Annotated in this window: 36 protein-coding genes, 1 tRNA gene and 1 pseudogene; 9 read left to right on the forward strand and 29 right to left on the reverse strand. The window is 64.0% G+C overall.

All coding sequences use genetic code 11. The features are described 5' to 3' along the window. Positions 1 to 66: 66 nt before the first annotated feature. Positions 67 to 657, reverse strand: a complete 591-nt coding sequence (locus ACLJQE_RS22025) for a 5-formyltetrahydrofolate cyclo-ligase (protein WP_410641200.1) — start codon at positions 655 to 657, stop codon at positions 67 to 69. A 24-nt stretch (positions 658 to 681) separates the two neighbouring features. On the opposite strand from ACLJQE_RS22025, the gene ACLJQE_RS22030 reads away from it, so the two are divergent. The 7 genes from ACLJQE_RS22030 to ACLJQE_RS22060 all read left to right on the forward strand — a co-directional run bounded on the left by ACLJQE_RS22030 (position 682) and on the right by ACLJQE_RS22060 (position 5,371). Beyond that, positions 682 to 1,587, forward strand: a complete 906-nt coding sequence (locus ACLJQE_RS22030) for a UTP--glucose-1-phosphate uridylyltransferase (RefSeq protein ID WP_410641201.1) — start codon at positions 682 to 684, stop codon at positions 1,585 to 1,587. After that, positions 1,584 to 2,861, forward strand: coding sequence for a gephyrin-like molybdotransferase Glp (glp, locus tag ACLJQE_RS22035; protein WP_410641202.1), 1,278 nt, complete (start codon positions 1,584 to 1,586; stop codon positions 2,859 to 2,861). Before ACLJQE_RS22030 ends, glp begins: the two co-directional genes overlap by 4 nt. Continuing rightward, a complete protein-coding gene (locus tag ACLJQE_RS22040) occupies positions 2,861 to 3,529 on the forward strand; it encodes a GNAT family N-acetyltransferase (protein WP_410641203.1) in 669 nt (222 codons plus the stop codon). Before glp ends, ACLJQE_RS22040 begins: the two co-directional genes overlap by 1 nt. Before the next feature lie 163 nt (positions 3,530 to 3,692). Continuing rightward, complete coding sequence (gene glpR, locus ACLJQE_RS22045) at positions 3,693 to 4,553, forward strand: gephyrin-like molybdotransferase receptor GlpR (RefSeq protein ID WP_410641204.1); 861 nt, start codon at positions 3,693 to 3,695, stop codon at positions 4,551 to 4,553. Positions 4,554 to 4,607: 54 nt separating this feature from the next. Then, positions 4,608 to 4,683 (forward strand) — tRNA-Ala (locus ACLJQE_RS22050). A gap of 91 nt (positions 4,684 to 4,774) precedes the next feature. Next, the gene (locus ACLJQE_RS22055; protein ID WP_410641205.1) at positions 4,775 to 5,101 is read left to right on the forward strand and encodes a hypothetical protein; all 327 of its coding nucleotides are present in this window, start codon (positions 4,775 to 4,777) and stop codon (positions 5,099 to 5,101) included. An 18-nt stretch (positions 5,102 to 5,119) separates the two neighbouring features. Next, the gene (locus ACLJQE_RS22060) at positions 5,120 to 5,371 is read left to right on the forward strand and encodes a hypothetical protein (RefSeq protein ID WP_410641206.1); all 252 of its coding nucleotides are present in this window, start codon (positions 5,120 to 5,122) and stop codon (positions 5,369 to 5,371) included. Positions 5,372 to 5,413: 42 nt separating this feature from the next. On the opposite strand, the pseudogene ACLJQE_RS22065 reads toward ACLJQE_RS22060, so the two are convergent. The 16 genes and pseudogenes from ACLJQE_RS22065 to ACLJQE_RS22140 all read right to left on the reverse strand — a co-directional run. Beyond that, positions 5,414 to 6,460 (reverse strand): annotated as a pseudogene (locus ACLJQE_RS22065) (recombinase family protein); the annotation flags it as partial. A 131-nt stretch (positions 6,461 to 6,591) separates the two neighbouring features. Then, positions 6,592 to 7,998, reverse strand: coding sequence for a tyrosine-type recombinase/integrase (locus ACLJQE_RS22070; protein ID WP_410641207.1), 1,407 nt, complete (start codon positions 7,996 to 7,998; stop codon positions 6,592 to 6,594). Positions 7,999 to 8,282: 284 nt separating this feature from the next. Next, positions 8,283 to 8,570 (reverse strand): helix-turn-helix domain-containing protein, encoded by a 288-nt coding sequence (locus ACLJQE_RS22075; RefSeq protein ID WP_410641208.1) that lies wholly within the window; start codon positions 8,568 to 8,570, stop codon positions 8,283 to 8,285. Next, positions 8,539 to 9,297 (reverse strand): ImmA/IrrE family metallo-endopeptidase, encoded by a 759-nt coding sequence (locus tag ACLJQE_RS22080; protein ID WP_410641209.1) that lies wholly within the window; start codon positions 9,295 to 9,297, stop codon positions 8,539 to 8,541. The genes ACLJQE_RS22075 and ACLJQE_RS22080 overlap by 32 nt, the downstream gene beginning before the upstream one ends. Positions 9,298 to 9,326: 29 nt before the next feature. After that, entirely contained in the window at positions 9,327 to 9,731 is a 405-nt protein-coding gene (locus tag ACLJQE_RS22085; protein ID WP_410641210.1) for a helix-turn-helix domain-containing protein, read from the reverse strand. A gap of 112 nt (positions 9,732 to 9,843) precedes the next feature. Continuing rightward, complete coding sequence (locus tag ACLJQE_RS22090) at positions 9,844 to 10,419, reverse strand: DUF2637 domain-containing protein (RefSeq protein WP_410641211.1); 576 nt, start codon at positions 10,417 to 10,419, stop codon at positions 9,844 to 9,846. A 31-nt stretch (positions 10,420 to 10,450) separates the two neighbouring features. Continuing rightward, on the reverse strand, positions 10,451 to 11,299 hold the full coding sequence (locus ACLJQE_RS22095) for a replication-relaxation family protein (protein WP_410641212.1): 849 nt from the start codon (positions 11,297 to 11,299) through the stop codon (positions 10,451 to 10,453). A gap of 133 nt (positions 11,300 to 11,432) precedes the next feature. Beyond that, positions 11,433 to 13,649 (reverse strand): type IV secretory system conjugative DNA transfer family protein, encoded by a 2,217-nt coding sequence (locus tag ACLJQE_RS22100; RefSeq protein WP_410641213.1) that lies wholly within the window; start codon positions 13,647 to 13,649, stop codon positions 11,433 to 11,435. Next, a complete protein-coding gene (locus ACLJQE_RS22105; protein WP_410641214.1) occupies positions 13,646 to 13,816 on the reverse strand; it encodes a hypothetical protein in 171 nt (56 codons plus the stop codon). The genes ACLJQE_RS22100 and ACLJQE_RS22105 overlap by 4 nt, the downstream gene beginning before the upstream one ends. A 173-nt stretch (positions 13,817 to 13,989) precedes the next feature. Then, positions 13,990 to 14,175, reverse strand: a complete 186-nt coding sequence (locus ACLJQE_RS22110; RefSeq protein ID WP_410641215.1) for a hypothetical protein — start codon at positions 14,173 to 14,175, stop codon at positions 13,990 to 13,992. Positions 14,176 to 14,184: 9 nt separating this feature from the next. Next, the gene (locus tag ACLJQE_RS22115) at positions 14,185 to 14,361 is read right to left on the reverse strand and encodes a hypothetical protein (protein WP_410641216.1); all 177 of its coding nucleotides are present in this window, start codon (positions 14,359 to 14,361) and stop codon (positions 14,185 to 14,187) included. Continuing rightward, positions 14,358 to 14,546, reverse strand: a complete 189-nt coding sequence (locus tag ACLJQE_RS22120) for a hypothetical protein (RefSeq protein ID WP_410641217.1) — start codon at positions 14,544 to 14,546, stop codon at positions 14,358 to 14,360. Before ACLJQE_RS22120 ends, ACLJQE_RS22115 begins: the two co-directional genes overlap by 4 nt. Next, entirely contained in the window at positions 14,543 to 14,755 is a 213-nt protein-coding gene (locus ACLJQE_RS22125; protein ID WP_410641218.1) for a hypothetical protein, read from the reverse strand. Before ACLJQE_RS22125 ends, ACLJQE_RS22120 begins: the two co-directional genes overlap by 4 nt. Then, the gene (locus ACLJQE_RS22130; RefSeq protein WP_410641219.1) at positions 14,752 to 15,027 is read right to left on the reverse strand and encodes a hypothetical protein; all 276 of its coding nucleotides are present in this window, start codon (positions 15,025 to 15,027) and stop codon (positions 14,752 to 14,754) included. Before ACLJQE_RS22130 ends, ACLJQE_RS22125 begins: the two co-directional genes overlap by 4 nt. After that, entirely contained in the window at positions 15,027 to 15,185 is a 159-nt protein-coding gene (locus ACLJQE_RS22135) for a hypothetical protein (RefSeq protein ID WP_410641220.1), read from the reverse strand. The genes ACLJQE_RS22130 and ACLJQE_RS22135 overlap by 1 nt, the downstream gene beginning before the upstream one ends. Further along, positions 15,186 to 15,479: a hypothetical protein gene (locus ACLJQE_RS22140; RefSeq protein WP_175298397.1), complete on the reverse strand. Its 294-nt coding sequence runs from the start codon at positions 15,477 to 15,479 to the stop codon at positions 15,186 to 15,188. It abuts the gene before it with no gap. A gap of 124 nt (positions 15,480 to 15,603) precedes the next feature. Between ACLJQE_RS22140 and ACLJQE_RS22145 the strand changes: the two genes are divergently transcribed. Next, positions 15,604 to 16,230 carry a TetR/AcrR family transcriptional regulator gene (locus ACLJQE_RS22145; RefSeq protein ID WP_410641221.1) on the forward strand — a complete coding sequence of 209 codons (627 nt, stop codon included), beginning with the start codon at positions 15,604 to 15,606 and terminating at the stop codon, positions 16,228 to 16,230. A 138-nt stretch (positions 16,231 to 16,368) separates the two neighbouring features. Next, complete coding sequence (locus ACLJQE_RS22150) at positions 16,369 to 16,821, forward strand: TetR/AcrR family transcriptional regulator (RefSeq protein WP_410641222.1); 453 nt, start codon at positions 16,369 to 16,371, stop codon at positions 16,819 to 16,821. Between the two features lie 119 nt (positions 16,822 to 16,940). Here the strand turns inward: ACLJQE_RS22150 and ACLJQE_RS22155 are convergent, their stop codons facing one another. The 12 genes from ACLJQE_RS22155 to ACLJQE_RS22210 form a co-directional block, all read right to left on the reverse strand. Next, positions 16,941 to 17,405 (reverse strand): hypothetical protein, encoded by a 465-nt coding sequence (locus ACLJQE_RS22155; protein ID WP_410641223.1) that lies wholly within the window; start codon positions 17,403 to 17,405, stop codon positions 16,941 to 16,943. Positions 17,406 to 17,816: 411 nt separating this feature from the next. Further along, entirely contained in the window at positions 17,817 to 18,344 is a 528-nt protein-coding gene (locus ACLJQE_RS22160) for a hypothetical protein (RefSeq protein WP_410641224.1), read from the reverse strand. After that, positions 18,337 to 18,606: a hypothetical protein gene (locus ACLJQE_RS22165; protein WP_410641225.1), complete on the reverse strand. Its 270-nt coding sequence runs from the start codon at positions 18,604 to 18,606 to the stop codon at positions 18,337 to 18,339. The genes ACLJQE_RS22160 and ACLJQE_RS22165 overlap by 8 nt, the downstream gene beginning before the upstream one ends. 20 nt (positions 18,607 to 18,626) lie before the next feature. Beyond that, positions 18,627 to 18,983, reverse strand: coding sequence for a recombinase family protein (locus tag ACLJQE_RS22170; RefSeq protein WP_410641226.1), 357 nt, complete (start codon positions 18,981 to 18,983; stop codon positions 18,627 to 18,629). A 44-nt stretch (positions 18,984 to 19,027) separates the two neighbouring features. Then, positions 19,028 to 19,198, reverse strand: coding sequence for a hypothetical protein (locus tag ACLJQE_RS22175; protein WP_410641227.1), 171 nt, complete (start codon positions 19,196 to 19,198; stop codon positions 19,028 to 19,030). Between the two features lie 6 nt (positions 19,199 to 19,204). Beyond that, positions 19,205 to 19,846 (reverse strand): dTMP kinase, encoded by a 642-nt coding sequence (gene tmk, locus ACLJQE_RS22180; RefSeq protein ID WP_410641228.1) that lies wholly within the window; start codon positions 19,844 to 19,846, stop codon positions 19,205 to 19,207. After that, positions 19,824 to 20,717, reverse strand: a complete 894-nt coding sequence (locus ACLJQE_RS22185; protein WP_410641515.1) for an aldo/keto reductase — start codon at positions 20,715 to 20,717, stop codon at positions 19,824 to 19,826. Before ACLJQE_RS22185 ends, tmk begins: the two co-directional genes overlap by 23 nt. Beyond that, a complete protein-coding gene (locus tag ACLJQE_RS22190; RefSeq protein WP_410641229.1) occupies positions 20,704 to 21,279 on the reverse strand; it encodes an exonuclease domain-containing protein in 576 nt (191 codons plus the stop codon). Before ACLJQE_RS22190 ends, ACLJQE_RS22185 begins: the two co-directional genes overlap by 14 nt. Continuing rightward, positions 21,272 to 22,363 carry a radical SAM protein gene (locus ACLJQE_RS22195; protein ID WP_410641230.1) on the reverse strand — a complete coding sequence of 364 codons (1,092 nt, stop codon included), beginning with the start codon at positions 22,361 to 22,363 and terminating at the stop codon, positions 21,272 to 21,274. Before ACLJQE_RS22195 ends, ACLJQE_RS22190 begins: the two co-directional genes overlap by 8 nt. 227 nt (positions 22,364 to 22,590) lie before the next feature. Continuing rightward, complete coding sequence (locus tag ACLJQE_RS22200) at positions 22,591 to 23,433, reverse strand: helix-turn-helix domain-containing protein (protein WP_410641231.1); 843 nt, start codon at positions 23,431 to 23,433, stop codon at positions 22,591 to 22,593. A 13-nt stretch (positions 23,434 to 23,446) separates the two neighbouring features. Then, the gene (locus tag ACLJQE_RS22205) at positions 23,447 to 23,968 is read right to left on the reverse strand and encodes a DUF6879 family protein (protein WP_410641516.1); all 522 of its coding nucleotides are present in this window, start codon (positions 23,966 to 23,968) and stop codon (positions 23,447 to 23,449) included. Continuing rightward, positions 23,965 to 24,201 carry a hypothetical protein gene (locus ACLJQE_RS22210; RefSeq protein WP_410641232.1) on the reverse strand — a complete coding sequence of 79 codons (237 nt, stop codon included), beginning with the start codon at positions 24,199 to 24,201 and terminating at the stop codon, positions 23,965 to 23,967. The genes ACLJQE_RS22205 and ACLJQE_RS22210 overlap by 4 nt, the downstream gene beginning before the upstream one ends. Between the last annotated feature and the right edge of the window lie 11 nt (positions 24,202 to 24,212).

Below are 24,212 nucleotides of genomic sequence, written 5' to 3' on the forward strand. Positions count from 1 at the left end.
CTCATCCGACCAGAGTGCCAACCTGATTGTGCGGGAAAACATTCCCCGAAAGCAATTCCGGGTTGCTCACACCGGCAGTTCGACCACGCCTCGACCCGGCGTCAAGGCCCCGGTCATGCGCACGTCGTGCGGCTCCCCGGGCAGCCGTTCGACCAGCTCTTCGTCCCGGACGACGGCCAGCAGCGCGGCGCCGGCCGCGGCGAAGACCAGCGAGCGGTCGTAGTGACCGGCCCCGCGCCCGAGCCGGACGCCACGGTGGTCCACGGCCAGCGCGGGCACCAGCACCAGCTCGGCCGCGCCCACGGCCTCGCTGCCCAGGCGTTCCCCGCCCGGCTCGCGGATGCCGCGGAACCGGCTGGGCACCAGATCGGCCTCGCCCGTGTACTCGGCCCAGTCGAGCGGCCCCGGCGCCGGCCGGATGACGGGCAGCAGGACCCGCGCCCCGCCGGCCGCCAGCGCGTCGACGAACGCGGTCGTCCCCGGTTCGGTGCCGAACGGCAGGTACGCGCACACGGTGCTCGCTGTGACCTTCGACACCGCATTGACCAGCGCCGACGCCTCCCGGGCGTGTGATTCGGCTGCCTGCCCCGCCCGGGCGCGCGTCACCCGGTCACGCCACTCCGCCTTGCTCGGGTGCTCATTGCCCAGCGCGTGCATGACCTCACGTTAGGCTCTGCGCCCATGACGGGCGCCGCAACCACCCAGACGTTCAGAACCGCCATCGTGCCTGCCGCCGGCCTCGGGACACGGTTCCTCCCGGCGACGAAAGCCGTGCCCAAGGAGCTCCTCCCGGTGGTGGACACCCCGGGCATCGAGCTGGTCGCCGCCGAGGCCGCGGCCGCCGGCGCGGAACGCCTGGTCATCGTGACTTCGCCGGGCAAGGACGCCGTCGTCCGGTACTTCGAAGAGCAGCCCGAGCTCGAGCGGAACCTCGAGGCCAAGGGCAAGACCGAACTGCTCGAGAAGGTGCGGCGGGGCTCCGCTCTCCTCGCCGTCGAAACCGCCATCCAGGAGCAGGCCCTCGGCCTCGGCCACGCCGTCGCGCAGGCCGAGCCGAACCTGCGCCCGGACGACGAGGCCGTCGCCGTGCTGCTCCCGGACGACCTGGTGCTGCCCACCGGCGTGCTCGAGCGGATGGGCGCGGTCCGCGCCGAGCACGGCGGCAGCGTGCTCTGCGCGTTCGACATCCCGAAGGCCGAAATCTCGCCGTACGGCGTCTTCGACGTCACCGACACCGATGACGACGACGTCAAGCGGGTGCACGGGATGGTCGAGAAGCCGAAGCCGGAGGACGCGCCGTCGACCTACGCCGCGGCCGGGCGGTACCTGCTCGACCGGGCGATCTTCGACGCGCTCAAGCGGATCACCCCCGGCAGCGGCGGCGAGCTCCAGCTGACCGACGCGGTCGCGCTGCTGATCAGCGAGGGACACCCGGTGCACGTCGTCGTCCACCGCGGTGGCCGCCACGACCTGGGGAATCCGGGTGGTTTCCTGCGCGCCGCGGTCGATTTCGCGCTTGAAACGCCCGAGTACGGTCCATCTTTACGGGCGTGGCTGACGGAACGGATCGGAACAGAACGCCCATGACGGAATCCCTCGACGCGGCGCGGCCCGAGGTGGCCGGGGACGAACCCGGGTTCCGCTCGGTCGACGCGCAGATCGCGATGACACTGGAGGCGGCCGTCCGGCCGCAGCCGGTGCGGGTGGCGATCTCCGAGGCCCAGGGCCTGCTCTGCGCCGAGGAGGTGGTCGCCGAGCACGCGCTGCCCGGGTTCGACCAGGCCGCGATCGACGGGTACGCGGTGCGCAGCGTGGACGTCCGCAACGCCGGGCAGGAGCCGGTGCAGCTGCCGGTCGTCGGGGAGATCGCGGCGGGTTCGCGCCAGCCGCGGCGGCTCCAGCCCGGCCAGGCCGTGCGGGTGGACACCGGCGCGCCGCTGCCGACGCTGGCCGACGCCGTCGTGCCGCTCGCGTACACCGACGGGCACCAGGCCAAGGTCACGGTGCACCGCTCGGTGCCGTCGGCGGGGTACGTGCGGCGCGCCGGCGAGGACGTCCAGATCGGCGACGTCGCGGTCCGCCGCGGCGACACGATCGGCTCGGCCCAGGTGGGCCTGCTGGCCGCGGTCGGCCGGGCGAAGGTCCTCGTCTACCCGCGGCCGCGGGTGTCGATCGTGTCGGTCGGCGACGAACTGGTCGACATCGACCGGACGCCGTCGGTCGGGCAGGTCTACGACGTCAACTCGTACGCACTGTCCGCGGCCGCCCGGGACGCGGGTGCCGAGGTCAGCCGGGTCGGCATCGTGCCGAGCGAGCCGAAGCGGCTGCGGGAGGTCGTCGAGGGCAGGCTGCTGATGTCGGAGCTCGTCGTGGTCGCGGGCGGCGCCGGGGGCGCCACCGGCGACGAGGTCCACGCCGCGCTGTCCGACCTCGGCCGGATCGACATGACGCGGGTGGCGATGCACCCCGGCTCGGTACAGGGGTTCGGCAGGCTCGGCCCCGACTCGGTGCCGACGTTCCTCATCCCGGGCAACCCGATGAGCGCGCTGGTGGTGTTCGAGGTGCTGGTGCGGCCGCTGATCCGGGCGGCGCGTGGGACCCGCAACCCGCACCGGCGGATCGTCGGCGCGCGGCTGCTGTCGCCGGTCACCTCGACCGAGGGCAGGCGCGGCTTCCTCCGCGGCCAGCTGCTGCGCGACGAGGCCAACGGCGAGTACCTGGTCCAGCCGCTCGGCCAGTCCGGGGCGCACCTGCTCGCGTCGCTGGCCGAAGCGAACTGCCTGATCAACGTGCCGGAAGAGGCGACCGACGTCCAGGCGGGAGAACAGGTCCAAGTCACCTTCCTGGCGCAACGGGCCTGATGAACTCCGTGTCGGGCGTGTCCTATCCGGTGGAGAGCCGGCACCCGGGCTGGCCGGCGCGGCTCGGCCCGCTGCGGGTGCCCGCGGGCGAGGTCGCGATCCGGCCGGTCCGGCTGCGCGACGCCGGCGAGTGGAGCCGGATCCGGCTCCGGGACCGCGCGCACCTCGAAATGTGGGAACCCACCGGCGTCGGCCCGTGGCCCGAACGCAACGCCTTCTGGTCGTGGCCGTCGCAGTGGGCGGCGCTGCGTTCGCTCGCTCGGCGTGGTCAGTGCCTCCCGTTCACGATCACGTTGGACGGACGGCTCGTCGGCCAGATCACTGTGGGTAACGTCATCCGGGCGTCGCTGCGGTCGGCCTGGATCGGCTACTGGGTGTCGTCCGAGGTGGTCCGCGGCGGAGTGGCGACCGCCGCCGTCGCGCTCGTCACAGACCACGCCTTCGGCGCCGCCGGGCTGCACCGGCTGGAGGCCACCGTGCGGCCGGAAAACGCCGCCAGCCTGCGGGTTCTCCGCAAAGCGGGTTACCGGCAGGAGGGGCTGTTCGAGCGGTACCTCGACGTTGCGGGAGGCTGGCGGGACCACTGCTGCTACGCCATCACGCGTGAGGAAACCGGGACCGGGCTGGTGTCGCGGCTGGTCGCGGCGGGCCGCGCCGACTACGCCTGAACGTGATTACCCACCCGGGTCAGTAGCTGCGTTACCACATGCTGTGAGTTTCACCTAATCCGGTGAGGCTTTTCCGTGACCGAACCCGGCGAGTCTCCGCCTGATCTGTTACTCCTGTGACTAACGTGATTCGTGGTGGAAGGATCGGGGGAGGTGACGGGAGATGCCCAGTTCCGTGATCATCGTCGCGCTCGCCGCGGCATGGCTCGTCGTACTCGTGCCCATGGTCGCGCGACGGCGGCAGCAGGTCGCGAGAACGGCTGACTCGGCCCTCGCGGCCAGGGTCGTGCGCAGTGGACGCAACGAAGACCGGGAGGAATTCGCCATGTCCGAAGATCCCGGGAGGATCCGGCCCTCGGTGGAGGACGACCTCGCCGAGCTGGAGGCCGAGCTCGAACTCGAAGACGACCTCGAGGAACCGGAGCCCGACCCGGAGCCGCTTCCGCAGCCGGCCCGCGGCTCGCGGGATTCCCGGGATTCCCGGGCCGAACGCGACCGGCCCGGCTACCGGCCCGGCCGCGGCGGCTTCGACCCCGAAGCCGCCGAGATGGCGGCCCGCGCCAAGTACAGCTTCCGGCAGCGCGTCGTCGTCATCCTGCTCGCGATCGCGGTGATCAGCGGAGCCGTCGCCGGCTTCGTCTTCCCGCTGGCCTGGTGGGGACACGGCGCGATCGACGTCGCGCTCATCGGGTACCTGGTGTACCTGCGCCGCCAGGTGCGCATCGAGGAGGAGATCCGGCAGCGCCGGCTCGCCCGCTTCAACAGCTCTCGCGCACCCCGGCGTCCTTCGTCTCCGGGGACGGCTTCTTCCGATCCGGCTCCGTCGGACGAAGAGGACCACGCGGAAGCCGAGAACGTCGAGGTCGTCGAGCCGGTCCGCCGCGAGGTGGTCGAACGCCGCCCGTCCCCGACGTCCCGCGTCCGCCGCAGCGCGGTCGTCGTCGACCTGGACGACGAAGACCCGGCGTTCGAGGAGCTCGACGAACCCGGGACCGGCCCTTATCGACGTGCGGTCGGTGAGTGACCCCCCTGCGTGGGGTGCTCGTAGGGCACTGCTAAGCTCTACGAGCACAACCAAGGGGCTGTAGCGCAGTTGGTAGCGCGTCTCGTTCGCATCGAGAAGGTCAGGGGTTCGATTCCCCTCAGCTCCACCAGAGTAAGAACGTTCGAACCCCGGTCCCGGTTGGGTCCGGGGTTCGTCGTTTCGGCGGGAAGTGGGCCGCGCGGACGTTGTACAACGTCCTTGTGCCGCACCAATTCCAGGGTGGGTTTCCGTGCCCCAGGGGCACGTTTGCGGGCCGTACGGCCGCGCTGGTCGCCACCGTTCGTGTCGTCTTCGCCGCCCTGCTTTTCGGCCAACCGGTCGGCAAGGTCGGGGGTGAGCAGGTGGGCGAAGGTTTCAGTCAGGTCCGCGCCGTGCACCTGGTCATCAATGATCCAGAAGCGCGTGAAGACGGCTTGGTTGAGCTGGCGACGGACGGCCGGTGGTGCGCTGAGGTAGAGCCGGTGCGCGTTGACGCACAGCAGCAATGCTTCTTCGACCACCTGCACGACGGCTTCGATCTGCATTGAGCAGCGGTCGATGGCCTGTTGTGCTCCGGCCAGCTCGCGGGCGATGCGTTCCTGTTCGGACTTCAGTACGTCGAGAGGGATGGCGTCGGCGTACCGGGCCTCCATCAACTTGAGCTGTTGGTCGTGCAGGTTCTTCTTGCGTGCCTCCTGTCGGTCGAGTTCGGAGCGGTCGCCTTCCTGGCGTCGCTTCAGCTCAGCCATGACCTGCTCCCGGATATCCGCGATGCGCAGAGTGGAGAGCTGGACGCGGCTCCAGTAGTCCGCGACTGACGCCTCCACGTCTGCAATGAGCACCGCGGGTTGCGGGCAGGTTCGAGTCTTCGCGCGGCCGATGCAGTAGAAGTACGGATAGACGGTGCCCCAACGGTTCTTCGCGTTGGTGACGCCGAGCCGTCCTTGGCAGTGGCCGCAGAAGATCGAGCCCTTGAGGTAGTGCGGGTGGCGCTGTGGCTTCTCGCGGGAAGCCGAGCGTGACTTGCGGATGGCTAGCACGCGCTCGAAGGTGTCTTGTTCGATGATCGGCGTGTGGCGCCCTTGGTGCCAGATGCCCTCGAACTTGACGAAGCCGAGGTAGTAGCGGTTCATCAGCATCTTGTCGATGTGCTGGATGCTGACCGGTCGGGCCGGCCGCTTCCGGGATGCGGGGATACGGAGCCCTCGACGCTCCAGCTCGTCACAGAGCTGGGACATCGTCCAGTCGCCGGTTGCGTAGGCGCTGAACATCCACTGGATGAGCGGCGCACGCTCCAGATCGACGGCGACCGTGCGGATCTCGCGTCCGTCGATGTGTTCGCGGACGTTGCGGTAGCCGAGCGGGGCGAGTCCCGGTGTACCGCCGACCTTGGCTTTTTGGCGCATTCCTTTCATGGCCTCCATTGCGAGGTTGGCGGAATAGAACTCGGCGATGGTCGCCATGATCCCGTGCAGAAGCTTGCCCGAAGGCGTCTCATCAATGTTCTCCTTGGAGGAGACGAGTTGTGCTCCAGCTTGCCGGACGGCAATGTTGATGAGCACGTCGTCTTCTCGGTTACGGGCGAGCCGGTCTACCTTGTCGACGATGACGTAGGAGATGCTGCCCAGTTCGCGGATGAACTTGAGCATGGCTTGCAGTTCGGGGCGGTCAGCAGCCTTGGCGGATTCGGCCTTGTCCATGAACTCGGCCACGATGACTGCGCCGAGCTGGTCAGCTTTCCGCTGATTGGCTTCGCGTTGGGCCGCAATGGACAGCCCGTCTTCGTCGTAGTCGGTCTCGGCCTGGGCTCTGGTGGACACGCGTAGATAGCTGACGGCGAATTTCATACCGTCTGGCAAGGGCTGCCCGAGGTCGAGCCCTTGCAGGACGTCGGTGAGTATGCGCATAGCGCCGCCTCTCGATGGTCGGTGACTGGATGGTGAGCGGGTTCAAGACCGGCTCCTTTCTGGTTGTCGAATAGGGAGGGAGCGCATCCGGCAGGCTGGAGGGCCGCGTTCGCGGCGTTTGTGTTGGCGCGTCATGCGGCAAGCTCCAGATCAGACGGTTTGACGGCAATGTTGACGGCTATACAGCCGAGCTTCCATGTTCGGCCGTGGACACGCATGGCTTGATTTATAGAGGTGACGCGGTCTCGTACGGTGTCCTGGGTCGGCCTGAAGAGCCGCGTGTCCCCAGTTCGAGTCTGGGAGGCGCCACCAGAGAGAACTTCACCGTTTAGGTGGAGTTTTTTCTTTGTTGACGGCAGGGTTTGACGGCTACGACGTTGGTAGACGGTGGACTGTCTTGTGAACAGGTGATTCTCTACTTTCTCCAGCGCATCTCGCTTATTGCTTAGGCTTACATGTTGGTAGATGCGGGTGGTCGATACGTTGCTGTGTCCGAGCACGGCTTGGATATCTCGCTCAGGGACGTCGAGGTCCTTTTGAGTGGTGCCGTTGGTGTGGCGTAGTTCGTGAAGCTTGATCCTGCGGATTCCGTCTTTTTCAAGGATGCGGTGGAACGAACGATATAGATTGCGTGGCTCAATCGGACTTCCGGTCCGAGTCGTGAAGACGAGTTCGTCGTTAGTTCCCGGCCCAACCCATTCATTGCCAGCTGCTGAGCGAGCGGCTGCTTGCTTGTCTCTCTGCCGCATAAGCGCCTCGCGGGCCGTTGTTAACAGCGGCTGATCTCGTTCGCTTGAATTTGTCTTCAGCTCCACCTCTTGCAAACTTGCGCCGATCCTCTGTATCTGTTGCCTGATGCGTAATACGCCCTTCTCGAAGTCCACGTCTCGCCATCGGATGCCCAACACCTCGCCTCGGCGTAAGCCGTAGAGGACAACCAGAACGAAAACTTCGTACAATGGATCTGATTGGGCCACGCGGAGGAAGCTGACAACTTCTTGAGCAGTCCAGTATTGGCCCTCATTTGGCTTGTACCTTGGCATCTCGGCCAGTCGAGCTACGTTGCGCAGTAGAAGTTCCTCCCTCATAGCGTGCGTAAGGACAGCGCCGAGAACTTTGCGAGCCTGATAAACGGTGTTTCTTGAAGCGCCCTCGGTAAGTAGATTCTTGTAGAAGTCCTCCACCATTCGCACCGACAACTGTTGCAGTGACTTCTTACCGAGCGCAGGCTTTAGATGGAGTCGAACAACTCCTTCATAACGCCTGTGGGTGTTCGGTCGCAGCTTGGCGTTTACGGCGCGATCGAGCCAGTAGTCCAGATATTCGGAAAGTTTCCAAGTGCGGTCTGGCAGCGAAATTCCTTGCTGTGCCTGCGCCAAGGCTGTGGTTAGTTTTTCGTGGGCCTCCTTACGGGTCTTCCCGTAGACGCGAAGCCGCTTGACGTTGCCGCTAATTGTTCCTAAATAGGCTGCACCCTCCCACCTGCCATCCTTGCGCTTGTAGATGCTCCCTTCGCCATTCGCATTTCGCCGTACCACTAGGTGAGTTCTCGTTTGATTAAGTGTCCCGTGGCATCCTTCCAAGCTTCGAGGATGCTGCTAGCTGACTTCTCATTAATGGGCCACTGTTTGCCGCAGCTTACGCAAATATACTCGATGGGGGTCGTTACGAATACGCCCTCAAAATCATCTATGTGAGCTTGCGATTCGCCGTCTTCGTCAACAGTAAAATTTGCTACGCAGTTGGCGAATAGCTGCAAGTCGTCTTGGGTGCATACCGGATGTTGGTTCGTTTCCATGCTTATTCCTGTCTAGTTGTTTAGTCAAATTTGATTGTGTGATTGCTTAGGCAATGCCTCGATGGTCCGATCCTCAACCAACGCACGTATGGCGCTGCGGGGGATTAGGCGACGACTGCCCAGCTTCACACTGGTTAGCTGTCGGGAGTGGAGATACATGTACAGCTTCGATCTTTTTATGCGCAGCTCGGCGCAAGCTTCAGGCACGGTGAGTAGCTCCGGGGCTTGTTCCTCAGGCTTGGCTCGCATGTAAGCCCTTCTTTCAATTTGCTGCTGCGCCCTAACCGGTAGCAACGCAAGGCTGTAGTTCATGTTTCTCGTTCCTTTCTACTTTTTCGCTGATCGTTTCTTCATCTCTCTTTTGAGTTTTTGATTCGCCAACAATCTTCCGTTGTGCTGCCATGACAAGCCCGGCGCTACGTTTATAAGCAGATACCGGGTAGCCGCGAAGGCGCGTAATTGTTCCCTGTGTTTGGGCCACTCGTGTTTGCTTGATGCGGACCTCAATGAGGCTTTCGGAGACTGCGAACAAGCTAGCAAGACGTGCAATGTCGTGAATGCCCTTAGACCATGCTTCTTTCAGCCAGGGGGCGGGAACCAAGACGCAGCCAGCGAAGTAGTCGCATATGCGTTCTGCGGGCGCGTATAGCTCAAAGGAGTTGCGCGGCCAATCGGGATAGATTGTTTCGTGAAACGGATCGTCTAGGATGTGTTTCAGCTCGTGCGCAAGTGTTGCACGAGCGCGCCACAGGCTTTCATTGGCGTTGATGCCGATGTGCCACTTGTTGTTTTCCCATATTGAGATTCCCGATATGGGTAGCTTTGGCAGCACATTGACTTCAATGTCGGGGAGCTCGGCAATCATCTCGATGTCAACGCTGGGCTCTTTAATATCCAGTAGCTCCAGCAGTTTGAGTGCTTGCTGTTCGGCGATGCGTCGTGCTTCTGACTCGGTGATTCCTCGCTTGAGGAGGCCGAGCATCGAGGTCGGCATAACCGATCTGACCGTATCTATAAGTGACTGTTCATTTAATTGCATGACCCTCCTTAATGGGCATTCCGTTTAGACTACGGATGTTCGCTGTTGGTTGGTCGTTCTGTAATGTTGTGCTTCGTACGCAGTAGGTCGAAGTATTCGACAAGGCGGCTTGCGTCTTCGTCGCTCATGTCGAACTTGAGTCGGAGATAGGCGGGATAGTTGGGTAGCCCTCCAGGCTCGCCGTATCCTGCCAGTGCGCACAGGCTTGCGTATTCAAGATTCAGGCAGGTTGCGATGCGTTGTAGTTTCTCGGGAGACGGGTGCTGGAACGCTCCAGCCTCAACGCGCGATATGTATGACGGGTGCATACCAAGTTGCTGCGATAGTTTGCGCGTTGACATCCCCATATCTTCTCGGCCGTGCCTTATGTAGTCGCCCAGTGTTACGGGTATGTGGTCGACGCCGTTCCCGTGATCGTGTTTTCTGATTTCCACAAATCACCTCCTCTCGTTAATTGTGTCAAATGTCCTGAACTACATTATTAGCAAGTGTGTCGATTTTTGGGAACAGTTATATTTACAACATGGAACAGATGATCGGCCCGATCTAACTCTGACTCTTTAACTCTCGAAGGAGAAATGTTGCGCGCTCGGTGCTCGTTTGAAGTTGTCGCCGGAGCTTGTCCCTAGTGATCGGCTTCCCGTGCTCGGCGCGGTGGGCTTGGTCGGCGGCGCGAGCCGCCTCAATCAGGTCGTCCCCGCCGGCGTCGGCCTCGTCCTGGGACTCGTGCAGCTCCGTACCGGGTGACGGGGCTTCGTCCTCGTCGTCCTGGCCGTGCAGGACGGCCAGGTGCGAGAGCAGTCCGAGGACGGCAGGCGGTACGGCACCGACGAGCACGACGATCGGCCACGTCACGGTGAGCACCTGGGCCGCGATCAGGTGCCAGGCGGCGTTGCCGACCAGCGACAGCCCGATAGCCCCGATCGCGTTCCAGCGCGCGAACCTCCGGGCCGCCGCTGAGCCGGTCGCCTTGGACAGCCACACGCGGGTGGCAGTCATCGCGTAGGCGTCGACGGTGAACGGCAACAGCGGCGCCAGAGCTTCCGGCCACCCGGTCGCCGCTGCTAGCGAGTGCAGGCCCGAGAAGCTGCTGACGGCCGCAGCCAGGGCGGTGACGGTCATGCCGCCCACGACCCACCAGTCTCGCGGGCGGCTACTCATCGGCGGCCACGCTGAGTTCCGCAGTGAGCCAACCCACGGCCTCGTCGTGCAGCACCACGGCGAACAGCTCATCGGCCGGTGCTGGCAGCTTGGCGACGACAGTCGCCATCACGTCACGGCGAGCGTCGGTCGGCACCGTCACCAGCACACGCGGCACGACATCGCCGGGGCCGAGTTGCCCTTGCTGCACGAAGTCGATGTAGGCGAGGAACTTGCCGCGCAGCGTAGGTGCGGCTTCGGTGGCTAGATCGACTTCCACCCACCAGTGATCGGTGATCTCGCCTGACGAGACCGACAGATAGGCGTCGGGCTTCATCCAGCCGCCAGCACCGTTGGGCCACCAGGCTGCGGGTTCGGCAAGGAACGTGTCCACCGTGAAGTCTTCAGCCTGCGAGCGTTCCGTCAGTTGCACGTACAGCTCGCTCGTCGCCAGCGTGTGAGCGACGAAGCGTTCCCCGATCGGTGCCGGTCGACGGATGCGTTCCTTCCCCGCGCTCAGGTTGCGACGGAGACGGAGCAGTCGTTCGCCAGTGACGTCGAGCGCGTAGGTGAGCTGGGCGGAACCGCGGAGGCTGCCGCCCACGCGACGAGTAAGAGGCATGAGCGCCTGGGCATCGACCAACCGCTTGAGCACTCGCCACCGCACGACCGACTTGCTCTTGCCCGTGAGGTCCGCGAAGTGCAGCCGTTCGAGCTGGAGACCGGTCGCCAGCCGCAGGCGATTGACCGTCGTGAGGATCGACCATTCACGTTCGGTCAGCGTCTCGGCCAGCGCGACGGCGAGCGCCGACCGGACACGACGGCCGGAGGACGGCGTGGACGGGGAGGCGTGAGGCGTCATGGCGAGTCCTCCATGAAGAGGAGGAGGCATTTCGTTGGCGCTATCGGCCTGGCCGCGCCGTCTGACATCGGTGGCCACGAAATGAGGTGCCAGGCGATCCCAACGCCGAAACCAACACGTCGGATGGCGCGGCTCATGACGAGCCTCCACGCTTCGACCGGCCGATGCGCGCACCAGCTGGCGTCTCAATGCGGGAGCGCAACGCAGCTTCGACGTCCGCGCGAGGCGTGCCGTAGCGCTGGCGGCTCTGCTCGGAGAGCACGGCGACGTCATGACGCGGCGGGCCGAGTGGTCGAGTCGTGCCGGTTGCGGGCAGGCGAGTCTGTCCGCCGACGCTTGCACGAACGGCGACCTCGTACACCGGCAGCCCCTTTAGGTCGGCTGCGGTCATGGCGGGCGCGAAGCGCTTCTCCAGTGTGCGGGCGTCGTCGTGGTCGAGCTGGAAGGTCACCTGTGAACGCGCGGTGCCGAGGACGGCTGACTGCACCTGGCGGGGTAGCTGGTCGAGGTACTGGTGCGCCAGTGTCAGCCCCAGGCCGAGTCCGCGAGCTTGGGCAAGCATGTCGGCCAGCTCGTTGTCCGATCCCAGCCTCAGTACGTCCTGGAACTCATCGAGGTAGGCCCACGCCGGTCGGCGTTTCTCGGCAGGGACGGCCGCCCGCCCGAGGGTGGCTTGCCAGAGTGCGGCCATGAGGAGGGAACCGAGGAGGTGCGCCGTTTCGGTGCCGACGACGCCCTTGCTGAGCGGCACGAGCACGATGCGCCGCTTGCGGAACACGTCGGCCAGGTCGATGCCCTTGCTCTGGCCGAGCATCAGCCGCAGCGACGTCCTGGTGGTCAACGTGCGCAGCTTGTTGAGGCTGGGGCCGATGACCTGTGCGCGTTCGCCTTCGCTCATGTGCTCGTAGGCCGACCAGAAGGAACGCACCGTGTCCGGCACGCCGGCCTGCGCGGTCACGAACTTGCGGAAGGTCGGGTTGAGCAGCAGCTCGGGAACTTCGGTCAGCGCGAAGGCCGAACCGTCGTGGGCGCGAGTGTGGGTGAGCGTCAACAGACAGGTACGGAGCACGTCACTCGTCCTCGGTCCCCAGGACGAACGCCACAACTCCGAGAAGACGTGCACGACGTGATCCACGACAAGCTCACGCTCGTGCTCGCTGCGACCGACTTGCAGGACGTTGAAGCCGACAGGGAAGTCTGTCGCGGACGGGTCGAGGACGATGACGTCCTCCGTCCTGTCCTTCGGTACGCGGGCCAGGACGTCAGCCACGAGGTCGCTCTTGGGGTCGAGCAACACCAGGCCGTCACCGCGCCCGATGTCCTGGAGTGCGGCGTTGGCGATGAGCGTGGACTTGCCGACGCCGGTCGGCCCGATGAGGTGCAGATGCCTCAAGCGGTCTTCGGTCGTGAGGGTGAGTGGCCGGTTGAGGGCGCCGGGGAAGTTGCTGTCGGCTAGCACGAGTCCGTTGCGCGCCATGCCTTCTGGGGGCGGAAGTTGTCGCGACCGGCCGAGTTCGAGCCCAGGCAGGTACACGTTGCCGAGGGGGATGCCGAGCAGTCCGGCAGCTTCGTTGGTGTTGAGCCGCATCGGCCAGACCGTCAGCGGCAGCGCACGCCCGTAGAGCCGCTCGGCCACGACCGAGGCACTGAGGAACGCCCGTGGCAGGACGGACACACCGGGCGCGTCCAGCATCTTGAAGGCGTTGCTGACCCGGTTGAGCAGGCTGATCGCCCGCGCTCTGCTCGGTGCGCTGATAGCGATACGTGCCACCGCGTTGAAGACCGGTACGGCGTTCTTGGCGCGTACTGCGCGGGCCAGCTCGGCCGCGTCTTCCTTGCTGGGCAAGAAGGTCCGCGAGCCCGAGAGAATCCACTGAATGCGCACGACCTCGCTCGACGCGAGCGGGTGCAGCCCGGACAGTAGGGCGGTGACGGCGGATTCCGCTCGGTCGTGTCCGAGGGGGCGTTGCAAGTTGGTCAGCTTGTACTCGCTCGCCAGGCGAACCGCGGGGCGGTCTGTGAGGTAGTCGGGGGCCTCTTCTGCCCGTAGTCCCGGCAGTGCGGAGCGCAGCCGGGCGAGCGTGCTGGCCTCGTGGCCGAGTGGGGTGAGCAGGTAGTAGCGGATGCCTCGGTGGGTCGCCTGTACCTCGAAGCTGACCGGCCACCGGCGGGTGTCGGCGGCGAGGACGCCGAGCCACGCGGCGATCTGGTTAGCGCTGAGGCCGCTGGGCAGTTGCAGCCGGTAGGCGACCAGTCGGCCGCGCCAGTAGCGGGACTCCAACCAGCGGGCGGTGAGGATGAGCGAGAGGATGAGCAGGCCGCCAGCGGCGGTGAGCAGCGCCAGGGTCATGACGCCTCCTGACCGGGTTCCGGCTGCGGGGCCGGACGATCGGGCTTCGGGGTGTCCTCGCTCAAGCGGTGCAGGGCGAAGGCGATGAGCGCGTCAGCGAAGCGTGCGAGGTCGAGTTCGGGACGCCGCTCGCCGACAACGCGAACTTTCTTGGTGGGTTTGTCCATAGGGAGCCTTTCCGTTGGTTATGGCTGCGAAAAGCAGCCGAGCTTGCGAAAACACGGATGCACTCCCTTCTTGTTGTTATGGAGCTGACTGGCGGCGCGGTCGAGCCGTAGAAATTACAGCTGCCGCGCCGCCAGAGAGACGGCTGTCGATTCCGCAGCGCTTGAGGTTGCAGTCAGCGGCGACGGATGCCGCGGAAGATGAACCAGTAGATGACTCCGAGAGCCACGGCCGTGATGAGGATGGGGACGAGCGGCGCGAGCAGTTCATAGGCTGCCCGCGCCACCCCGGCCACCAGGAGCACGAGCAGCAGCGCACCGAACACGGCGGTTAGCGCCTTGCTGAACTTTCCTGGGTGCATGACGTGTCCCTAGCGGTAGTCGTAGGTTTCGAGGTCCAGCACGCGCAGCTCCTCAAGGAGATGCCGGCGGCGGGACCGGTGGCGAACTGTGGCCCCGTCCTCACTGAGGCGCAGCCTGCGCCAGGACTTCATGACGACCTGGTAGCGGCGCCCGTGAACGCCTCGGTAGGGCTGGTAGTGGCTCATCTGCGCCCCCTGCGCTGCACTCGGCGCAGGTCGCGCTCCTCCTGCGTCAGGTTGTCCGGCGCAGCGTCGCGGAACCACTTTCGCCAGGCGACCAACGCGACCAAGCGCGTTACGACGGCCACGAGAATGAGCGAATAGAGCGTGAGCAGAATCTCGGCCTGCTCCGGGGTGATCTGACTGTTCATGTCTGCTCCTCGGGATCAGCCCCGATGTCGGGAAGGACGGGCAGGTTGGCGGACGCGAGCTGGCGGGCGGCAATGCGCCGCCTGGCGGCTTCACGCTCTTTGGTCGCCTCGTTGTCCTCGCGGATGACAGCGATGACCGGCGGTACGGTCAGGAACGCGAGTGTCACCAGGGCGAGCGCGAGCAGGGTGTAATAGTCGGTGAGCGTCATCGGGTGATTCCCTTTCGGAGACGGTGTTGCTGGGCGAGTTGGTTCATCTGGTTCTGGGCTTCGTCGTACGCGACTTCTTGGCGCTGGATGGACTGCCGGGTCTGCGCCCGGACTTGTCGGAGTTCCAGCCAGGCGCAGAAGCGCGGCCATGCGAAGCGCACGAGAAGCACCAGGCCGACCGCGAGCAGCAGCCAGACCCAGAAGTTGACGATGAGCCAGTAGAGAGCGCTGCTGACGACGAGACAGAGAAGGAAGACGACGAGGAGTTGCATCACGGCTCCTCGGTTGTTCGAGGCGTCTCGACCGACCGGAGGACGGTCGCCGCCCACTCGATCGCCGTGGCTTCCATCTCGGCCAGAAGGCCACTGAGCTTGTCGTCCAGATCAGCGACGTGCTGATCCAGGATCTCGGCGGGGTCGACGGCGTCCATCTAGTACCGCCGATACATGCCGCGCTGCTCATTGCAGACGTTCAGCACGTAGCCGATTTCGACCTCCATGAGGAGGTTGTTCAGCGTCTCGTCACCGCGGGCGAGGATGCGGCGCTGACGGTCGAGAGCCGTCAGGTTGCCCATCGTCTGCTCGGTGAAGGCCGCCAGGCCGTCACCCTTGGCCAGGCCGACACTGGTTGCTCGCCGGACCGTGGCGAGGTCGCGGACGAGCGCGCGGCCTCCCGGCGTGAGCATCGACGGCAGGTTGCTGCCGTAGGGGTCGAGTTGAGTCATCGCTGTCTCCTTCGCCGGACTGGAGGTCGGCCGAGGGTCGGCCGGTCCAGCCCGTGCGAAGAAACTAACCCCGAAGGCAAGTTGTCGTCAACCACAACTTGCCTGGAGTGCTAATGTGCTGTTCGTGGCAGTCGAAGATCACTACCAGCGCACGGCCGCGACGAAGCGTTTTCGCACCCGCTCGTCGATCTTCAAGGTCGCCCGAGTCCTGTTCGAGCAGCGAGGATGGCAGGGCACGCGCCTGGAGGACGTTGCGAAAGAGGCGGGCGTCAGTGTTGCCACGCTCCGCAACCACTTCAAAACGAAGCAAATGCTCATCATGCATGTCTATGGCACCGTCGCGATGATGGTCGTTGAGGAAGCTAAGCGGCTTCTGAATCAAAACGTGCAAGCTCCGGATATCCTCAAGCTGCAAATCGCGGTCCTGGCGCGCTATGCCGTCGAGCATCGAAACCTTACCGCTGCTGTCCTGGTTGCGATGCAGGATCAAAGCCTCGAATGGCCCGAGCTAACCGAGGACGATCTGCCGGAAGACTACGGCTTGTACGCGGTCATCCAATGCTTTGCCGATCTCATCGAGATCGGGCAAGAAGACGGATTGATCGACTCACAGCTTCCGGCCTTTGAGGTCGCCACGTATCACGTGATGGCTCTAATGTATGTCGTTTCGATGAACTCGGAACTGACTGGCGACGAAGCCGTTGCGCTTGCGCAAGGCCAGTTGCTTCCTACGCTAAAGGTAAACGACTGACTCAGTCGTTGTTTTAATGGCTTAAATATGTTATAAGTAGCGTATTGGTTGCCTAAACGGCTTCCACGTGTTCAAGACGCGATCTGCTTTACCTGCTCACACGCGCAAGCGGGATTCACTCGACCTCTCGGAGGCGCGATGAATTCCGACAATCAAGCGACTGAACGTCTACAAGAGCTTCGCTGCTTCCTGCAAGAGAAGAACAGGCGAATCGACGCACTGCTTCAGCTCTTCAGTCAAGACCCCACACTGCCAATTGAGGCGATGGTGCGGGAATACGGCAGCGTGTTGGACTCTACTGACGGGCACGACCACACCGAACGAGTAGGGCGAGACGAGTGCGCTAACGGACTGGAATACCGGCAACGGGGTGCCAGAACAAAACGGGTGAGAACCCGCGAGCGCATAATCTCTGCCGCAACAGAGCTGGTCGTGCAGCGCGAATCATTCCGCCTTCAAGATTTGGCGGAACTCGCCAAGGTCGGCGTTGCCACTCTCAGGTTCCATTTCAGCACCAAAGATGAACTGCTCTGGGCGGTGTACGACCGCCTCGTTCAGCCCATCCTCAACCCGATAGGCGAAGGGAACTGATCGACAGGCTCTGACCGGCCTGGCCGCGCGTCTTGAACATGCAATCCCCACACCCCGCTCCGCGTGTAGCACTTGAAGTGCGCCGCAGATGAGCGGGGTACTTCAATTCTGGGCGAAAACTACTTCAGCTCTTCGATAGCCACAGTCCACTCGGCGTTGGCCGCACTGACATCGAGGTAGTAGTTTCCGGCTGGCTTCGTAAGCCGAGTTTCGTCGCTGCCACTCTTCGTGGCCGTTACTTCGGCAAAGCCGCCGTCTTCTTGAAGGCTTTTTCCTTCATTCATGACATAGAAGGACGCTATGATGCTGTCACCACCGTTCACCGTGTACTTCAAGCGAGTTTGGCCACCATTCAACTTGAAGTTCTCGGAGCGTTTGGCCGAGCTACCTGACAGCTCGATAGCCTTCTGCCATGTCTTGGGAGCCTCTTCTTTCTGCTCGGTCGGCAACTTATCGTTGGCTCCAAAGTTCGTGCCTGAGGTGTCGATCGGCGTTGATTGAGCCGACTGATTCGAGCTACTACTGTTGGCAGTCTTATTCTGACTACCGGATGAGCTTCCGATTGCATAGAGGATTACGATCACGGCTAGTATCCATACCCACGCACGCTTGTGCCAAGGTTTCTTAGGTTTGCTGATTTTATCCATATGCCTCCGCTTGCAGTCAGTTGCTTTACTGCTGAATATTTACTGATAACCTTATTAAATGAGATTCCGAGGGGATTTACAAGGGGTGTCGGAGCCAGGGGTGTAGCCCAGACTTTCCATGCTTGCTACCTCCGCAACTGCACTAGGGCATTGGTCAACTCCTCATACTCGCGAGTGCCGGTAAGTCTGCGTAGCTTCTCGCGATCCTGAGCGTTGCCGTACTTCTGGACATAGCGAGCCATCGGAAGTGCCGCAGATAGCAGCGCCGACAACAGGAAGACTGCTCGGTCTTCCACGTGTTCTTTTGCCATAGCAGAACCCCACATCTCGTACTCAGCCTTGCCGTGTTTACAGCCCTTCCAGCCCCTCAAGTACGCGTTGTAGAAACTCCCGATCAACCCCCGCCGCCGGCCTCGGGTCGATGCCGCCAGTCTTCGACCGCACTCGCTTCGGTAGACCGTGCTCGGTCAGCTCGTAAACGGGCGGCTCCAACTCGCACCACACCACGCGGCCGACGCTGGTCGGGTAGGAGTTCCACCGCGAGCACAGAGAAGTCACAGCGTCGGGCAGGCTCGGCGGTTGGTCGTGACAGTCGGCCACTTCGACAATGACGCCCTTGTCGAGCAGCACCAGGCGCACGCGGATCAAGGCCAGGTGGTCCAGCTCCACCCAGCGCGGGGAAGGATTGGGCACGCCCGTCAGCTTCACGGCCTGGCCGATCAGTTCGGAGAGCACGGCTTCGCCGCTGTCTTCCAGTTCGGTGCGCTTCCACTCCTGCAAGGTGTGGTGAAGCAAGAGGATGCCGACGTTCACCGCCGTGGAGGTGGCCGCCAAGGTGAGGTCGGCTATCGCCTTGGGGCGGGGCTGCTCAGTCATCGACCGCGGGGCCGGGATGGTCGGCCGGTTCAACTGCTCCGGCCGAGAGTGCAGGTTGTCCGCTACCACCGACATCGACAACGCCTCCTTCAATGACCATTCCGGCCGTGCTGTCCGCACGCTGTTTGATGCGCTCGGCCAACCGCACGAGCCGCAGGGCAAAGACGATCTGGTCATCCCGGCTGATGTCGTCGCTCAACACGTCCGCGACGAACGCTCCGGCATCGTTGTTGATGTCCTTGAGTTGCCGGGCGATGCTCATGTCGAGGTCGTGCCGATCCATTACGTGCCGCTCGATGTCAGCACGAAGGCGTTGGCGTGAGTCTCCAGGCGTTCAACCATGCTGGAGCACAGAAGTCGGTGACTCGACAGGTGCTCGAAGGACGGCACCACCACGTGCCGTGCTTCAGCCCGTTTGAGTTCCTGGATCAGCTCGTCGAATGCCGCACGTGAGCCGTGCTGGTGCTCGAAGAACGTCGTTGCGTAGCAATAACCCTCGGTCTCGGCGAAGCGCTGCATCTCACTGACCGCGCGGTCTAGCTCGCCGTCCGACACGTCATCAGGTGCGCGCATGTAGCCGTACATCAAGGGTTTCACGGTGTTCTCCGCACGGTTGGGGACCAGACCGGCGACGGGCACGCAGGCTCACCGTCACCGGTCTGGCCGACTGGGGTGGCAACTCCTCAGAGGGTGAGGTTGTGTTCCGCGAGCGCTGCTCGCTCACATGGGAAGGCACAGCCGCACACGGCGCACAGGCCGAGGTCGTTGGTGTGCTCGTTCAGAACGACGGTGGCGAGCTGGTGAAGCGCCTCAACCGCGCTACTCGCCTCGGTCGGCGTGATCGTCTCGACCATGCCCGTTCACCCCGCAGCCGGAGCGAAGAAGGTCAGCAGCCGATCGCGGATCAGTGCCGCGGATTGCTCGGGAGGTTGGCGGTTCACATCCACCCGCAGCACGTCAAAGCCCGACTGAATCAGCCGCTCGGTGGCCTGGCGGTAGAAGTGAACCTCGGCGTGGCTACTGCCTGGCGAGAGCTGGAAGCGGTTGTGCGGCCCGCGCTCCTGGAGCCGTTCGGAGATGACCTCGGGGTCGGCCTCCAGGATCACGGCGAGGTCGGGCCGGTCAGCCTCGGCGTTCAGCCGCCAGAGGAACACCGGGTCGATACCGTCGAAGCGCTGCATCACTAGGCCGGATGGGATGTAGCGGTCGCTCAACACCACGCGGCCAGCCTCGGTGTTCGGCCGGACTTCCGCCTCAAGGTGGTGATAGCGGTCGGCCGCGTACAAGCAGGCCAGCGCATGACCAGTGGTCGTCTCGGTCATCTCGCGGCAGAGTGCGCCGATGGGGCCAGTGCTCGGCTCGGCGGTGACGTGCACCTCTTCGCCAGCAGCCACCAGGAGTTGCGCGAGGTGCTGGACGATCGTGGACTTCCCGGCGCCGCTCGGCCCGTCGACGCTGACGAACAGGCCGCGCTGGTGGTCAGAGAAGGGCCTGAGGCTCATCCTCGCCCCCTCCCGACTTCTGGCCGCGCGACTCCTGCAAGCTGTGCGCCTTGGTGGCCGCCAGCTCGATGACGGTCATGTCTTCGCGGGTGAGGTTGATCTGTTGGGCGGCAAGGTTCTCGTGAAGACGTGCACTGCAACTGGTTCCGGGGATCGGCGTGGCGACCGGGGACCGATGCAGGAGCCAGGCAAGCGCGAGCTGGGCGGGTGTTGCGCTGTACCGGGTAGCCAGCTCGTGAAGCACGCCGTGAGGTTCTGCCAGCCGACCTGATGCGAGCGGCGCGTACGGCACGAAGGAGATGTCAGCTACCTCGCAGTGCCGGAGCACTTCTTCTGACGTCCGGTCGGTGACGTTGTACTTGTTCTGCACGGCCGCGACGTCAACCAGCTCGCTGGCCTTGCGGACCTGACTGAGGTCCACCTTGGACAGTCCGATGTGGCGGATCTTTCCTTCAGCCTGCATGTCCCGCAGCACGCCGAGCTGGTCTTCCAGGGGAACGGCGGGGTCGATGCGGTGGAGGTAGTACAGGTCGATCCGTTCGACCTGGAGTCGCCGGAGACTCATCTCAACGCACTGGCGCAGGTACTCCGGCCGCCCACACGGTGCCCACCGGTCGGGACCTTGGCGAGTGAGACCGCCCTTGGTGGCGATGACCAAGCCGTCGGGGTAAGGATGCAACGCCTTGCGAATGTACTTCTCCGCAGTGAACGGGCCGTAGGCGTCGGCGGTGTCGATGTGTGTCACGCCCGCGTCGACAGCGTCGCGGAGCACCTGCATGGCCTGTTCCGGGTCGTCGGGTGCGGCCCAGTGACCAGGGCCGGTGAGCTGCATGGAGCCGAAGCCGATGCGCCTGCCGCTAGAAGAGAGCATCTTCATCGACCCCCTTGGGAGGTTGGCCGCGCAGTTCTTCCAGGCTCGCGGCCTTGGTGGCGAGCAGCACGAACAGCCTGGCCGCCACCAGCGCGTCATAGGTGGCGCGGTGAGGCGTGAGGTCTTCCGGCAGGCCCTCGGCCAAGCTGAACGCCTCGACCAAGTTGCCGAGCCGATAGCCGTTCATCCCTGGCACCAACCGCCGCGCCAGCTTCAAGGTGTCGAACACCTCGGGCGACTCCCAGCCGGTGAGCTTGCGACGCAACACACCAAGGTCAACGTGGGCGTTGTGCGCGACGAGAGCGTCAGCGTTCAAGGCCGCCAACACGTTGCCGGTGATGTCCTCGAACGGCGGGCAGTCGGCCACGTCCTTGTTGGTCAGGCCGTGAATGCGCGTGGCGAAGTGCTTAATCGAAGTGTCCGGCTTGACCAGCCAGCTCATCGGCTCCCCGATGACCCCGCCGACGATCGGCACGGCGGCCAGCTCCACCAGGTCGGGCGGCTGCTGGCCGTTGCCCTCGACGTCCACGACCACGAAGCTGAGGCTTGTCCAGTCAGTCATCTTGTTTCTCGCCCTTCCATCCAATGTCGGCACGACCGTGCCGCCGCTCGGCGTGCGGGTGGCGCACGTCGTGGACCTGGAAGCCGAGAGCGTGTTGCAGGTAGTAGCGCGGCTGTTCGGCTTCCAGGCCGGACACCACGGCCGCCCGCTCGGTGATGTCCACGACCACAAGACCACGAGCCTCGGGCAGGGTGCTGGCGACCTCCCGCAGTCGGTCGGGTGACGGCACGCGGTGGGCGCTCCGGCAGAGTTCGAGCTGACTCAGCGGGCAGATGTCGCACAGTTCGCGCCCGATGCCGAAGTGGCCGTTGTAGTCCGGCAGGCCATGCGCGTAAGCGACGGCACAGGAGGTCTTGCGGAACAACGGCGTGGACTTGTCGAACGTGGCCAGCACTCGCTGTTCCAACGTCTCAGGCACGATCTTGCGCCGGGCGGTGTCCTCGTACGGTTCGGGCAGGCCGTTGGCCTTGTAGTAGTCCGCGATCTCACCCCGGTAGAACAGGCCGGTGAACACCGTGGCGTCGGCGTGCGCGGCGAGCTGGTGTGCCTGGTCGAGGTGTTCCGGGGTATCGTTGAGGCCGGGCACCAGCGGACGCCAGTAGAGGATGGTGCGGTACTTCCGCCGCTCCGGTGCGCTCATGAGCTTCAGCGACTCAGCCGCGACGTGCGACGGGTACGGCTCGACGTCTTTGTTGTCGATGCCGCTGAACGTGAACAGCAGCGTGAGCTTGATGTGGCGTAGCTGGTTCAGCCGCTCGATGTCTTCCGGCTTCATCTGGTGCCGCGTGATGACCAGGACATGATTGGTCAGGCCGCGCTCGTCCAGATCCTCCAGCACGGCGAAGGTGTGCGGCCTCACGACCGGCAAGAACGGGTCGGTCGCGCGGTTGAACACCTGCACCGGGGTCACGTGCGGCTGGAAGTAGCGGTGATTCACCAGCTCCGCGACGGCCTCAGCGTCGGACATGAGCGCCCGCGGTACCCGCTGATCCCACAGGCCGTAGGTGTGCCGAATGCAGTACGCGCAGTCCAGCGGACAGCCTTGGATGTGATTGAGGCTCAGCCCTGACTTGCGGTACTCCACGACTTCGCGGGCACGCTCCGGTAGTCGTTCGATCTGATCTCTGTTCAGCAGAGCAACACGAGTGGCCACCTGGCTAACTCCCAAGTCCTTTGAGGACGGACGCCGCGACCGGCGTTCTTATTGGGAGAGTAGGTAGAACGAGCGGAGTTGAGAAGCAAATTGCTCACTATTGCTCGCAAGTCCTCAATGGTATGAATCCGAAAGCAAGATCTAGCCAGCGCTTGCGATCAGTCCGATTGCTCGTCTGGCGTCAGATCACGGATAGCGCGGTTGATGATCGCCCTTGCAGCCGCGCCGTAACTTGCGACCTTGGCGAGCTTCTCGAACGTGGAGGCGTACAGCTCAATCTCGTGCGGCTGCCTAAGGTTCAGCTCGGCCGAGTACGTCTCGACACGCACGAGGTCGGCGTTGTACATCATGAAGCCATGACGGGGATCGACAACGTATTGCGTCTCGTACCCGATGACACCAAGCCGCACGTTGCGCAGCGAGGTTAGCGAGACCAAGCGGTCGAGCTGCCCAAGCAAGATGTCGACGGAGCAAACCCGGTTGCGAAGCGTCCCCTCGGTGATGACAAAGTGAAACGCCTTGTCCGTGCGGTACAGCATCTCTTGCCGCTGCATCCGCTTCGCTACGGCGTCGCTGACATCGTTGGGCACTCGGTGCACCGTGACAGCCCGCGAAAAGAGCGCACGGGCGTACTCGGGAGTCTGAAGGAGTCCCGGCACCACGGCCGGCTCGAACGACCGATACAGCTTGGTCTTAGCGTCTTGTTCGCTCAACTCAAGCTGGTGGCCGACCATCCCAGCCTTGAGCACCCGTTGCCACTCGGCGTGCTGCACTTCAAGGGTGTGCAACGACGCAAGCAGGGCTTCGGTCTCGCCCTCGGTGTTCGTCGCCCGCGTCCACGCTTTGACGTCATCATCGGTCGGCGTCTGCTTGCCGTTCTCGATCTTGCTGACCTTGGACGGCTGCCATGACAACGACTCCGCGAGCTCCTTGCCGCTTATTTGCGCTTGGCGGCGGAGCTCGCGGAGTCGTTGACCAAGGGCGTTGCGTGCTTCCTCCACGCCACCCGAACCACTAGACCTTGGCCTCAAAATCTTCCCGTCTAACGGCGTGATGCTGGGCCACATCACGCCAGTAGTTGTGCTTTACGATCTGCTCGGCGTCCTCGACGATCTCGCCGCCCTGGAACTTGTCTTGTTCGCCGAAGTGCATCCGTACCAGCTTGCGCGAGTCGAACAGCCAGTAGTCGTGATCGGGTAGGTCAAGCTCCGCGGCAACGTCCCGAGGAAGATAGCGGATGTCCTCACCTGCATCGCTGGTGCGTTGAGCTGCCCAGAAGCCGAACCGGCTGTACTCGCTGAGCGGCAAGCTGACAACTCGCACCCGTGCGAAGCGCCGGCCTTCCGCGGTCGCCTGGCGGATCATGCTGAACCAGGTCTCGGCCCACGACAGGTCAACCGGCTCGCCAGCCTTGAACCGTCGAAACGACTCGACCTCGCGCGGCGCGTTGTAGCTCTCCCGCACTTCCAGGCGGAACGCCGTGTGCTCGAAGGTACGGAACAACTGCTGAAAGTCGTCTCCGATGAGCAGGCTCAGAGCGTCCCTCCCTCGTCCAGGTAGCGACGGGCGTACATCTTGAGCACGTCTTCCGGGATCTCGATCAAGGCCTCATGGTCGGGCACCGGACCGACGTCGGCCAGCACCTGGGGGTCGGTGACCTTCCAGCCCTGCGCAATGTAGGTCACGCGGTCGGTGCGGTCGGTCGCGAACAGGGTGGGGGACTCCCCTTCGATGGACTCGGGGTCCTTACCGAGGAAGTGAGCGCGCATGGGCCTGGCTC

Origin of the sequence: Amycolatopsis sp. lyj-346 (assembly GCF_046548975.1) — a bacterium.
Classification (GTDB): Bacteria; Actinomycetota; Actinomycetes; order Mycobacteriales; family Pseudonocardiaceae; genus Amycolatopsis.

Excerpts from the sequence above, each read along its gene's own strand:
- ACLJQE_RS22175 (WP_410641227.1), bottom strand. The coding sequence starts at position 19,198 with ATGGTCGAGACGATCACGCCGACCGAGGCGAGTAGCGCGGTTGAGGCG.
- ACLJQE_RS22040 (WP_410641203.1), top strand. The coding sequence starts at position 2,861 with ATGAACTCCGTGTCGGGCGTGTCCTATCCGGTGGAGAGCCGGCACCCG.
- ACLJQE_RS22210 (WP_410641232.1), bottom strand. The coding sequence starts at position 24,201 with ATGCGCGCTCACTTCCTCGGTAAGGACCCCGAGTCCATCGAAGGGGAG.
- ACLJQE_RS22130 (WP_410641219.1), bottom strand. The coding sequence starts at position 15,027 with ATGCAACTCCTCGTCGTCTTCCTTCTCTGTCTCGTCGTCAGCAGCGCT.
- ACLJQE_RS22080 (WP_410641209.1), bottom strand. The coding sequence starts at position 9,297 with ATGCAATTAAATGAACAGTCACTTATAGATACGGTCAGATCGGTTATG.
- ACLJQE_RS22030 (WP_410641201.1), top strand. The coding sequence starts at position 682 with ATGACGGGCGCCGCAACCACCCAGACGTTCAGAACCGCCATCGTGCCT.
- ACLJQE_RS22095 (WP_410641212.1), bottom strand. The coding sequence starts at position 11,299 with ATGACGCCTCACGCCTCCCCGTCCACGCCGTCCTCCGGCCGTCGTGTC.
- ACLJQE_RS22100 (WP_410641213.1), bottom strand. The coding sequence starts at position 13,649 with ATGACCCTGGCGCTGCTCACCGCCGCTGGCGGCCTGCTCATCCTCTCG.
- ACLJQE_RS22190 (WP_410641229.1), bottom strand. The coding sequence starts at position 21,279 with ATGACTGACTGGACAAGCCTCAGCTTCGTGGTCGTGGACGTCGAGGGC.
- ACLJQE_RS22165 (WP_410641225.1), bottom strand. The coding sequence starts at position 18,606 with ATGAGCATCGCCCGGCAACTCAAGGACATCAACAACGATGCCGGAGCG.
- ACLJQE_RS22135 (WP_410641220.1), bottom strand. The coding sequence starts at position 15,185 with ATGGACGCCGTCGACCCCGCCGAGATCCTGGATCAGCACGTCGCTGAT.
- glp (WP_410641202.1), top strand. The coding sequence starts at position 1,584 with ATGACGGAATCCCTCGACGCGGCGCGGCCCGAGGTGGCCGGGGACGAA.
- ACLJQE_RS22160 (WP_410641224.1), bottom strand. The coding sequence starts at position 18,344 with ATGACTGAGCAGCCCCGCCCCAAGGCGATAGCCGACCTCACCTTGGCG.
- ACLJQE_RS22125 (WP_410641218.1), bottom strand. The coding sequence starts at position 14,755 with ATGACGCTCACCGACTATTACACCCTGCTCGCGCTCGCCCTGGTGACA.
- ACLJQE_RS22120 (WP_410641217.1), bottom strand. The coding sequence starts at position 14,546 with ATGAACAGTCAGATCACCCCGGAGCAGGCCGAGATTCTGCTCACGCTC.
- ACLJQE_RS22110 (WP_410641215.1), bottom strand. The coding sequence starts at position 14,175 with ATGCACCCAGGAAAGTTCAGCAAGGCGCTAACCGCCGTGTTCGGTGCG.
- ACLJQE_RS22075 (WP_410641208.1), bottom strand. The coding sequence starts at position 8,570 with ATGAACTACAGCCTTGCGTTGCTACCGGTTAGGGCGCAGCAGCAAATT.
- ACLJQE_RS22140 (WP_175298397.1), bottom strand. The coding sequence starts at position 15,479 with ATGACTCAACTCGACCCCTACGGCAGCAACCTGCCGTCGATGCTCACG.
- tmk (WP_410641228.1), bottom strand. The coding sequence starts at position 19,846 with ATGAGCCTCAGGCCCTTCTCTGACCACCAGCGCGGCCTGTTCGTCAGC.
- ACLJQE_RS22150 (WP_410641222.1), top strand. The coding sequence starts at position 16,369 with ATGAATTCCGACAATCAAGCGACTGAACGTCTACAAGAGCTTCGCTGC.
- glpR (WP_410641204.1), top strand. The coding sequence starts at position 3,693 with ATGCCCAGTTCCGTGATCATCGTCGCGCTCGCCGCGGCATGGCTCGTC.
- ACLJQE_RS22185 (WP_410641515.1), bottom strand. The coding sequence starts at position 20,717 with ATGCTCTCTTCTAGCGGCAGGCGCATCGGCTTCGGCTCCATGCAGCTC.
- ACLJQE_RS22115 (WP_410641216.1), bottom strand. The coding sequence starts at position 14,361 with ATGAGCCACTACCAGCCCTACCGAGGCGTTCACGGGCGCCGCTACCAG.
- ACLJQE_RS22090 (WP_410641211.1), bottom strand. The coding sequence starts at position 10,419 with ATGACCGTCACCGCCCTGGCTGCGGCCGTCAGCAGCTTCTCGGGCCTG.
- ACLJQE_RS22025 (WP_410641200.1), bottom strand. The coding sequence starts at position 657 with ATGCACGCGCTGGGCAATGAGCACCCGAGCAAGGCGGAGTGGCGTGAC.
- ACLJQE_RS22105 (WP_410641214.1), bottom strand. The coding sequence starts at position 13,816 with ATGGACAAACCCACCAAGAAAGTTCGCGTTGTCGGCGAGCGGCGTCCC.